Origin of the sequence: Desulfofundulus sp., from assembly GCF_049701015.1 — a bacterium.
Classification (GTDB): domain Bacteria; phylum Bacillota; class Desulfotomaculia; order Desulfotomaculales; family Desulfovirgulaceae; genus Desulfofundulus.
The window spans coordinates 1-9,817 of sequence record NZ_JBNATZ010000087.1; the positions used below are offsets into that span (position 1 = coordinate 1).

Annotated in this window: 12 protein-coding genes; all 12 read left to right on the forward strand. The window is 53.3% G+C overall.

Annotated elements, in window-relative coordinates; translation table 11 throughout:
• The coding region (gene ribF, locus ACPLUI_RS07120) for a riboflavin biosynthesis protein RibF (protein ID WP_424659574.1) at positions 1-774 on the forward strand (774 nt) is incomplete at its 5' end.
• Between the two features lie 96 nt (positions 775-870).
• Positions 871-1,098, forward strand: a complete 228-nt coding sequence (locus ACPLUI_RS07125) for a hypothetical protein (protein ID WP_424659575.1) — start codon at positions 871-873, stop codon at positions 1,096-1,098.
• 16 nt (positions 1,099-1,114) lie between these two features.
• Entirely contained in the window at positions 1,115-1,336 is a 222-nt protein-coding gene (locus tag ACPLUI_RS07130) for a hypothetical protein (RefSeq protein ID WP_424659576.1), read from the forward strand.
• A gap of 90 nt (positions 1,337-1,426) precedes the next feature.
• Positions 1,427-1,696 (forward strand): 30S ribosomal protein S15, encoded by a 270-nt coding sequence (gene rpsO, locus ACPLUI_RS07135; RefSeq protein WP_424659577.1) that lies wholly within the window; start codon positions 1,427-1,429, stop codon positions 1,694-1,696.
• A 184-nt stretch (positions 1,697-1,880) separates the two neighbouring features.
• Positions 1,881-4,076 carry a polyribonucleotide nucleotidyltransferase gene (locus ACPLUI_RS07140; protein WP_424659578.1) on the forward strand — a complete coding sequence of 732 codons (2,196 nt, stop codon included), beginning with the start codon at positions 1,881-1,883 and terminating at the stop codon, positions 4,074-4,076.
• A 177-nt stretch (positions 4,077-4,253) separates the two neighbouring features.
• Entirely contained in the window at positions 4,254-4,982 is a 729-nt protein-coding gene (locus tag ACPLUI_RS07145) for a polysaccharide deacetylase family protein (RefSeq protein WP_424659579.1), read from the forward strand.
• Positions 4,983-5,047: 65 nt separating this feature from the next.
• Complete coding sequence (locus ACPLUI_RS07150; protein ID WP_424659580.1) at positions 5,048-6,271, forward strand: penicillin-binding transpeptidase domain-containing protein; 1,224 nt, start codon at positions 5,048-5,050, stop codon at positions 6,269-6,271.
• A gap of 78 nt (positions 6,272-6,349) precedes the next feature.
• Complete coding sequence (locus ACPLUI_RS07155; RefSeq protein ID WP_424659581.1) at positions 6,350-7,615, forward strand: M16 family metallopeptidase; 1,266 nt, start codon at positions 6,350-6,352, stop codon at positions 7,613-7,615.
• A 71-nt stretch (positions 7,616-7,686) separates the two neighbouring features.
• A complete protein-coding gene (locus ACPLUI_RS07160; RefSeq protein ID WP_424659582.1) occupies positions 7,687-8,016 on the forward strand; it encodes a hypothetical protein in 330 nt (109 codons plus the stop codon).
• A gap of 28 nt (positions 8,017-8,044) precedes the next feature.
• A complete protein-coding gene (locus ACPLUI_RS07165) occupies positions 8,045-8,314 on the forward strand; it encodes a YlmC/YmxH family sporulation protein (protein WP_424659583.1) in 270 nt (89 codons plus the stop codon).
• Positions 8,315-8,589: 275 nt separating this feature from the next.
• The gene (dapB, locus tag ACPLUI_RS07170; RefSeq protein WP_424659584.1) at positions 8,590-9,390 is read left to right on the forward strand and encodes a 4-hydroxy-tetrahydrodipicolinate reductase; all 801 of its coding nucleotides are present in this window, start codon (positions 8,590-8,592) and stop codon (positions 9,388-9,390) included.
• An 80-nt stretch (positions 9,391-9,470) separates the two neighbouring features.
• Positions 9,471-9,817: dipicolinate synthase subunit DpsA (locus ACPLUI_RS07175; protein WP_424659585.1), on the forward strand; the 347-nt coding region annotated here is incomplete at its 3' end.

The window sequence follows — 9,817 nt, forward strand, 5'->3', positions numbered from 1 at the left end:
CATCCCCATCCCCTGGCGGTGCTGGATCCCGAGCATGCCCCCCCTTTGCTGCTAACCCCCGGCGCCAAGGAGAGGATCATGTCCCGCCTGGGTGTGGAAGTCCTGCTGAGGGTACCCTTTACGGCCGACTTTGCGCGGGTTGGTCCGCGGGAGTTTATTGAAGAGGTGCTATGCCGGGGATTGGGTGTAAAAGCCGTTTTCGTGGGTTATAACTATACTTTCGGTTACCGGGGTGAGGGTACGCCCGAACTTTTAAGGGAGTACAGTCAAAGGTGCGGGTTTGAATTGCATGTGGTACCTCCGGTGGCTGTGGACGGCCACGTGGTCAGCAGTACGTTGATCCGGAGCCTGTTGCTGTCCGGGGATGTCACAAAGGCTGCTCATTTCATGGGTTACTACCCCTTTGTGGAGGGTCGTGTGGTCACCGGGGACCGGCGGGGGGCGACTCTGGGCTTTCCCACGGCCAATTTAGACCCCGGAGAGGGGCTTTTGATACCGGCCAGCGGGGTTTATTCAGTAGAAGTTGAGGTGGATGGTGACCGCTTCCTGGGTGTCGCCAATATTGGGACGAAACCAACCTTCAATGCTAAAAACGTTCGTCCCAACATCGAAGTGCACCTGCTTGACTTTGAGGGTGACCTTTACGGGCGCTGGATCCTCGTACGTTTCAGACGCCGCCTGCGGGAAGAGAGGCGGTTTGCCTCCGTCTCCGAGCTGGTGGCCCAGATCCAGAAAGACATTCACCGGGCCAGGGTGGAATACGGCCGGGAGTAAAGTTCATATAAATACATGTAAAGTTTACTTCTCTCCAGGATTGTGCTAAAATAAAACCGTTAAGCCTCCTGGGCGTGGAGAAGGGAGACTCTTTGAATGGGGGTTCCCAGGTTGGACTCTCCTGACGAGGAGATTAAAAGATGGCTGAATCACATCGCTCTTATTTGTTTGAGTGAGGAATTTCAAGAACTCAAAAAAGAGCTGGAGCAAATTTACCGGCAGTCTCAGGTGGAAAATTATGCTCTTGCGGCTTTTGTAGATGCTTTGTACGCGTTTGTAGCCCAGGAAGAGGAAAACCGGCTTTCTCAGTCCGGGATCTTTTAAAAATACGGTTGGGGCCATGCGGATTATCGTTACTGAGCACGCTAAGAAGCGTCTCAAAGATTTGCGGCAGGAAGGTATTACCATAGCCGATATCACGGCCGCCGCCAGTAATATTCCCGGGCGCATACCTACGGCAACCCGCTTTCGCAGCTTTATTGCCCGGTCGGGGCGGGTATTTGATATTGTGGCCAAAGATATCCCGGGCGGACGCCTGGTGATTACTATAATCGGGAAATAAATTTCCCGTGAACTGTTGGCTAGGGAACTCGTTTCTCCGGCGGTTAGCTTGGCCAGCAGCGATTACAGTTAAGGAGGAGGTGACATCTCGGTGGCACTGTCATCTGAAAAGAAACAGGCTCTTATTGCCCAACACAGACTGCATGAAACCGATACCGGGTCTCCGGAAGTGCAAATTGCCATCCTGACCGAACGGATCAACAGCCTGACGGAGCACCTGCGGGTTCATAAGAAGGATCATCATTCCCGGCGCGGTCTGTTAAAAATGGTTGGCCAGAGACGGGCTTTGCTCAACTATTTAAAAGACAGGAATTTCGACCGCTACCGGGCACTGATTGAAAAATTGGGCCTGCGGAAGTAAAAAAGGGCGGGAACCTAACCCCGCCTTTTTCAATGGGAAAATGTATCATCTTTTGAGCTTCAATTTGCTTCCGGAGTCGTTAAGTATTTTTTACTTAGCCAGCAGGAAATAATATTTATTATGTAGAAGAACCACCAGTTATGAAAAATTAAGCAGGTTTAAACAGGAGGTCGGGTAGCTATACATGACAGAGAAGCCCATATTAACAAAAGAAATGGAAATCGGCGGCCGCACCCTGCAGCTTGAAACAGGCCGGGTTGCCGGGCAGGCCGGCGGGGCGGTCCTTGTACGTTATGGTGACACGGTGGTGCTGGTTACGGCTACCATGTCCAAAAACGTACGCGAGGGTATCGATTTTTTCCCTCTTACGGTGGATTATGAGGAAAGGCTCTATGCTGTAGGGAAAATCCCCGGTGGTTTTATAAAGCGTGAGGGTCGACCCAGCGAAAAGGCTATTCTTTCCGGACGGTTGATTGACCGGCCCATACGGCCCCTTTTCCCCAAGGGCTGTCGCAATGAGGTACAGGTGGTGGCCACCATTCTATCCGTGGATCAGGATAATGCTCCTGAGATTGCCGCCATGATCGGAGCGTCCGCTGCCCTGCACATCAGTGAGATTCCTTTTCAGGGCCCCATTGGAGGTGTGATTGTCGGGCTGGTAGAGGGGGAATATGTCATTAACCCCACGCTGGCTCAAGCGGAAAAAAGTTTAATGCATCTGGTGGTGGCCGGAACGCGGGACGCGGTGATGATGGTGGAAGCCGGCGCCAGGGAAGTCCCCGAGGAGCAGGTTTTGGGGGGAATTGCCTTTGGGCACGAAAAAGTGAAAGAAATAGTGGAGTTTATCGAGAACTTCCGGGCAGAAGCTCTAGCCCTCGGGCTGGCTAAAGAGAAGGTCACCCCCGTTCTGGCCCAGGTGGATCCCCAGGTGGAAGAAGCGGTTATCGGCCCTGTCACAGAGGAATTGACGGCTGCTGTACGGCAGTGCATTGAGCGGCGGCTTGATAAACAGGACCGGGAAGCCTTCCTGGAGCAGGTGAAGGCAAAACTGGTGGAATCCTTCCTTGAGACTTTCCCCGAACAGGAACAGTCAATTCTGGCCGTGATTGAGGCGGTGGAGAAAAAAATCGTACGCCGTTTCATCCTGGAGGAAGGGGTTCGCATTGACGGGCGCGCGCTGGATGAAATAAGGCCTATTAGAGTAGAGGCAGGGATTTTGCCCCGTACTCACGGTTCAGGACTCTTCACCCGGGGACAGACACAGGTGCTTTCAGTGGTCACCCTGGGTGCCATTTCCGATGAACAGATTTTGGATGACCTGGGTATTGAGGAAACAAAGCGATTTATGCACCATTATAACTTCCCTCCTTACAGCACAGGAGAAACGCGGCCCATGCGTTCTCCCGGGCGGCGGGAAATCGGGCACGGTGCCCTTGCGGAGCGGGCTCTGGAACCGGTAATTCCCGGGGAGGATACTTTCCCTTATACCATACGTCTGGTTTCCGAGGTCCTTTCTTCCAACGGCTCCACGTCCATGGGGAGCGTATGCGGTAGTTGCATAGCCCTGATGGATGCCGGCATCCCCATTAAAGCCCCTGTGGCTGGTGTGGCTATGGGACTCGTCAAGGAAGACGACAAGGTTGCTATCCTCACCGATATCCAGGGTATCGAAGACCACCTGGGCGATATGGATTTCAAAGTGGCAGGCACGGCCAGGGGGATTACCGCCCTGCAGATGGACATCAAAATTCCCGGCATAAATGCGGAGATTCTTGAAAAAGCGCTGGCCCGGGCTCGGGAAGGACGCCTCTATATTTTAAACAAGATCCTGGAGGTTATACCCGCCCCCAGGCCGGAATTGTCACCTTATGCTCCCCGCATTATCCATACCACTATAGATCCGGATAAAATCCGTGAAGTGATTGGGCCCGGTGGTAAAGTTATCAAGAAGATCATCGATGAAACAGGCGTGGAGATCGATATTGAAGATGATGGCCGGGTTTATATTGCAGCCGTGGATCCTGCAGCAGCCAGACGGGCCCTGGAAATAATTGAAAACATCACTAAAGATGTGGTTGTTGGAGAAATTTACACCGGTAAAGTGACCAGGGTTACTGATTTTGGTGCCTTTGTCGAAGTGGTACCCGGGGTATTCGGCATGCCGGGTAAAGAAGGACTGGTGCACATTTCCCACCTGGCTCACCACCGGGTGAACCGGGTGGAAGATGTGGTGAAAGAGGGAGATACCATTGTGGTGAAAGCTATCGGGTTTGACAACCAGGGGCGTCTGAAGCTCTCCCGGAAGGAAGCCCTGCCTCCGGAGCCCAAGGAAGCGGTTCCCCATCAACGGCGGTCCAGGGGCCGCCAGGGCCGCCAGTAACTCTTAACAAACTCCCCTACCATGGTTTATTTCGTGGAGGGGTTTTATTATTTCCGGGCGGGTTCGGAGGACTGTAGTATGGTCGTGTAGCGGCGTATTTTGGGGGAAAAAAGAGGCGATATACAACCCTTTCCTGGCATACAAATGTGTTGATGAATTGGGAAAGGGTGGCATGAGGTGCGCGTTTATTATTTCAGTCGTTACCGGTTAATAAGAGGTTTCTGGATTGTAATGCTGTGTTTTTCCCTCCTGGCGTGGGGATACTGGTATAACCTCTCCCTGCAGGCTTTACCGGCGGTACAGTTGCAGCCTATTTACCATGGGAGCGGCCGGCAAAAGGAAATTGCTCTCACCGTAAATGTTTTCTGGGGTGAAGAGTACCTCCCTCAGATGCTGGATATATTGGAAAAGGAAAAGGTACATGCTACTTTTTTTATCGGCGGGCAATGGGCAGAGCAGTTTCCTGAACTTACCCGCAAAATTTCCCAAAAAGGTCATGAGATCGGGAGCCATGGTTATGCCCACCCCCATCCGGACCAGCTTTCCGTAAGCGGTAACCTGCAGGACATCCGCCGGGCGGAAGAGGTGCTGGTGAAAGTGACCGGGAAACGTCCGGAATTATTTGCTCCTCCTTACGGCGAGCACGGGCCGGCAGTACTCCGGGCAGCTGCGGAGGCGGGTTACCGGACTATCTTATGGAGTGTGGATACCGTGGACTGGCAGCGCCCTGAACCAGAGTTGATCACCAGGCGGGTGCTGGAAAAAGCACATAACGGGGCAATTGTCCTCATGCATCCCACAGCTCCCACTATAGAAGCGTTGCCCGTAATTATTAAAGAGCTGAAGTCCCGTGGTTACCGTCTGGTAACAGTGTCCGGGTTACTGCGTCACCTGGACGGAGATTAAACATAAACTGATGAAAAACCGGGAAGCTTAGAGCTTGGAGAAACTGGATTTCGAGGTGAAAAAGCGTGCTTTCCCGGTTACTTTTTTACTTGCTGCTGGCGGGGTATCTATGGGGTTCCGGCATTGGGGTTGCGCTCGCTGCTCCACCCGAACCTGCTCTTCCGGTATTTTTAAACCTTGGGGAATTACCTGTTTTTTCTGTTTCCGGCCAGGATCCTCCCCGGGTGACTGCTGATGCAGCTGTGCTCATGGACGCGACGACCGGACAGGTTCTCTATGCTAAAAATGCCCACCAGCCCAGGCCTCCGGCCAGCACCACCAAGATTCTCACCGCCCTGCTGGCAATTGAAGGAGGCAAGCTGGATCAGGTGGTTACGGTCAGCCCGGGGGCTGCAGCTGTAGGGGAAAGCAGTATGCACCTGTTCCCCGGTCAGCACCTCACCCTGGAACAGCTCCTGTACGGTGCCCTCCTCCGTTCAGGTAATGATGCCTGTGTGGCAATAGCCGAACACATTGCCGGCAGTGAAGCCAATTTTGTTTTGCTCATGAACCAGAAAGCCCGGCAGCTGGGAGCCCGTGATAGCCATTTTTGCAATCCCCATGGTTTACCAGCCCGGGGCCATTTGTCATCCGCCTACGATCTGGCTTTGTTGACCAGGTATGCTTTGAAAAATCCCACCTTCAAGTCCCTGGTGTCCACCCGTTACCACGGTTTTTCAACTCCTCCATGGGGGGAATATCACCTGCACAACACCAATCGCCTGCTGTGGAGCTACCAGGGAGCAGACGGGGTGAAAACCGGAACTACCAGTGAAGCGGGGATGTGCCTGGTTGCTTCGGCCAGCCGGGAGGGCCGGCAGTTAATCAGCGTGGTCCTGCACAGTGACGACCGCTATGGCGATACCATGGCCCTCCTGGATTATGGGTTCAGCAGCTTTAAAAACATGACCGTGGTTAAAGCAGGTCAGGTTTGCGGGCATGTTCCGGTAACCGATGGCGTTGTTTCTGAAGTGCCCCTGGTCAGTAACCGTAACATGGTGGTAACTGTGCCGGTGCACCGTCCGCCAGGCGTGGAGAAGCGTTTTGACGTGCCGGCTGTCTTAACCGCACCGCTCCCTAAAGACTTACCGGCAGGTAGTATGGAGGTCTGGGTAGAGGGTGAACCGGTGGCCCGGAGCCGGCTTTTGACCGGCCGTTCCGTAGAAAAGTTGCCTGCTTACAAGTTGTGGTGGCAAAAACTGTGTGCAATGTCTCCGGACGCCAGGGCGCAGGTCGGGTTCCTGCCTTAAAGGATTTTTAGCTCCAGGTGGCGAAGAATTACCATGGTTTGGTGAGCCAGACCAAGCTGATGTTGGGGGTGTAGGTGGTTGTTTAAGGCCGTCAGGCTGGAAAACGGAGTGAACATTCTTACGGAAGATATTCCTCATGTACGATCTGTGGCTCTGGGAATATGGGTGAATGTTGGTTCCCGGGATGAGAGCCCGGCTGTAGCGGGTATTTCTCATTTTATCGAGCACCTGATGTTCAAGGGTACCGTGCGACGCACGGCCCGGGACATCGCGGAGGCTCTGGATGCCGTTGGAGGGCAGTTGAATGCTTTTACCACCAAAGAGTACACCTGTTATTACGCCCGGGTGCTGGATGAGCATTTCGACCTGGCCCTGGATGTCTTGCAGGATATGTTGTTTCATTCACGTTTTGCCGCCGGAGATATTGACCGGGAGCGTAATGTGATCCTGGAAGAGATCAAAATGTACGAAGATGCCCCGGATGAACTGGTCCACGATGTTTTTGCCACAACCATATGGCAGGGTCACGAACTGGGGCGGCCGGTTATCGGTACCGCCGAGGTTATTGGCCGGCTTTCACGGGCAGAGATTCTGGACTATTACCGGCGGCACTACCAGCCGCAAAACCTGGTGGTGGCCGTAGCGGGGAACATTGACCATGACCGGGTGCTGGAAAAGTTGCGAGCCATCTTTGAACCGCTTAAGGGGAGGGAGGTGCCCCGCAGGCTGGTTCGCCCCGTTCCACAGCGCCAGATAACCTGCCGGACCAAGGATACGGAACAGGTGCACCTTTGTGTGGGTGTGCCGGGGCTTCCTCTAAATCACGAGCTGAATTATGTGTTTCAGGTGGTCAATACCATTCTCGGTGGGGGTATCAGTTCCCGCCTGTTTCAGGAAATAAGAGAACAGCGGGGATTGGTGTATTCCATTTATTCGTATCACAGTTCCTATCATGATGCGGGGTTGTTCTGTATTTATGCCGGGTTAAGCAAGGAAAATGTGCCGGCGGTTGTAGACCTGATCTTCAAGGAAATCAGGGATATCCAGCAAAACGGGGTCAAAAGTGAGGAACTGCACCGGGCCAAGGAGCAGATTACCGGTAACCTGTGGTTAAGCCTGGAAAGTGTGAGCACCCGGATGAGCAGGCTGGCCAAATCCCAGCTCTACCTCGGGAAGGTGGTGCCGCCGGAGGAAATAGTCGAGCGTGTGAAAAAGGTGAGTGTGGAGGATGTCCGGGAACTCGCACGTGAAATGTTAGATCCCGAATTGTTTTCCATTGCGACGCTCGGCCCCTGGGAGGACTGCAGTATTCTGGAAATGGCCGGGAGGAGGGTTTTGTGTTAGAGCTTTCCGGCCGGATCCCCTGTTCTAAAACATGTCCCACTCCCATATAATGCTAGCGGGGGTGGGATATAATGTTTGTGCTGGTAGTTGCGCTTCTGGCCATTTTAATCATTCTTTCCGTACGTGAAAGAATGCATCTGGCCAGTGTAAGAAATAAAGGATGGGATGTGTCCGAGGTCAGCATGCCTTCTCCCCTTTCCCAGGCTCTGTCCGGTCTGGTGGGTACAGCGGGAGGTATTTACCTTTCTCTCGTTCTCCTGTTTACTTTTCTGGGCCTGCAGTTGCCTGAAAGGATTTACCTGGGGCAGGTTCAGGTGGAGCCTCTCGCGGCCTTGTCTATCGCCCTGGCCATTGTTCAACCGTTTATTCTCAAGTTGTTTCAGTTAAAACGCAGGATTTAAAAGAGGTGTGGAAGAGAGGTGAGGTGCCATGAGATTAACCGAGCTGGCCGGTAAGGAGATTGTGAACATCTATGATGGTGCCCGTTTGGGCATAGTGGGGGAAAGCGATGTGGCTATCGATATTGAAACCGGACAGGTACAATCGATTATTTTACCCCGCCGGGGCAATTTCATCAGCTTCTGGTTTGACCGCCAGCAACTGGTCATCCCATGGGAGGCCGTGCGCAAGATTGGCAGCGAAGTTATTATTGTCGATCTGGATCAGGCAAACCTCAGTCTGCGCCGCTATGCGCTGTGATCTGGAGTGTGATACGTCTGTCATTCAGGTCTTTTTTTTGTTTTTAACATGCTCATGGAACAGAGGGCGCGAGCAGGGATTGAGGGACATCTTGTAGAAAGGAAGATAAGGGCATGACTGGCCGTTTTGTAAGAGCCGGGTCCATTTCAACCATTTCATCTTGACATTAGCTGTTTTATGTGATTTAAATTTTAACAAACAGCAGGAGGGAGGAATCTGGTTTTAAGGGAAATGGGAATTATTTTCATTTCCCTGGGTGTTAACCAGGTTTAACGTTGATCAGAGTTGTTGTTTCGGGTGCGTCCGGCCGTATGGGCCGGGAAGTTTTAAAGACAGTATTGCAGGCTGGAGATATGGTCCTGGTGGGAGCGGTGGACGTGCGGGGGGAAGGTCAGGATGTGGGTTCCCTGTTGGGTGTTCCGGAGACAGGGATAACACTGCAGACCGCTCTGGAAAGAGTGCTGGTGGAAACTTCCCCCGATGTTATGGTCGATTTCACCACTCCTGATGCAGTAGCGGAGAATATCAAAGTTGCTCTTCATCACGGCGTGCGCCCGGTGGTGGGTACTACCGGCATGAGTACCGGGGAACTCCAGGAAATCCGCACCCTTGCTGAGCAGCTCAAGCTGGGTTGTGTGATTGCTCCCAACTTTGCAATCGGGGCAGTTTTAATGATGCGTTTTGCCGCTGAAGCGGCCAGGTACCTGCCACACGTGGAAATTATTGAGCTGCACCACGATCAAAAGCTGGATGCTCCTTCGGGTACTGCCCTCAAGACTGCAGAACTGGTGGCAGCTGTACGGGGAGATATTCGCCAGGGCTTACCTGCGGAAATGGAGAAAATCCCCGGTGTCCGGGGTGGTGCCTTTGACGGAGGTGTCCGCATCCATAGTGTGCGCCTGCCGGGGCTGGTAGCTCATCAGGAGGTCATTTTCGGCGGCCTGGGGCAAACTTTGAGTATCAGGCATGATTCCATTTCCCGGGAATCCTTTATGCCCGGTGTCCTTTTAGCCATTCGTCGTGTGATGCACCTGGAAGGAGTGGTGTACGGCCTGGAGAACCTGCTTTTTGAATAACCCCGTGACAAGCACCTCCCTTTGGGGCCACTCATATATTGGTGATAAAGACGAGAAGCCCAAGGAGGGGTTTGCCGGCCATGCAGCCAGATCTGAAGGGGATAAAGTTGGCCGTACTTGGCGGTGATGCCAGGGAGAAGATCCTGGTTGAACGGCTGGCGGTGTTGGGGGCACATCTGAAAGTGGTAGGGGTACCAGTTGAGGGGGAGAATATCACTCCCTGTGGGGAAATCGCCCGGGCATTGGACGGAGTTGACGCTCTAATATTGCCCGTGCCCGGGATCGATAACCGGGGTCGTATTCACTCGGCATACCTGGATAAGCCACTGTTCTTGCTGGAGGAACATTTAACCCTGCTGGCTCCTGGCTCGCCAGTTCTGGTGGGCGTGGCCAGGCCGAAGCTCAAAGAAATGACAGCAAGAGCAAA

Bases quoted from the DNA above. Each gene is read 5' to 3' on its own strand.
- ACPLUI_RS07130 (WP_424659576.1), top strand. From the start codon at position 1,115: ATGCGGATTATCGTTACTGAGCACGCTAAGAAGCGTCTCAAAGATTTG.
- ACPLUI_RS07160 (WP_424659582.1), top strand. From the start codon at position 7,687: ATGTTTGTGCTGGTAGTTGCGCTTCTGGCCATTTTAATCATTCTTTCC.
- ACPLUI_RS07140 (WP_424659578.1), top strand. From the start codon at position 1,881: ATGACAGAGAAGCCCATATTAACAAAAGAAATGGAAATCGGCGGCCGC.
- ACPLUI_RS07125 (WP_424659575.1), top strand. From the start codon at position 871: ATGGGGGTTCCCAGGTTGGACTCTCCTGACGAGGAGATTAAAAGATGG.
- ACPLUI_RS07165 (WP_424659583.1), top strand. From the start codon at position 8,045: ATGAGATTAACCGAGCTGGCCGGTAAGGAGATTGTGAACATCTATGAT.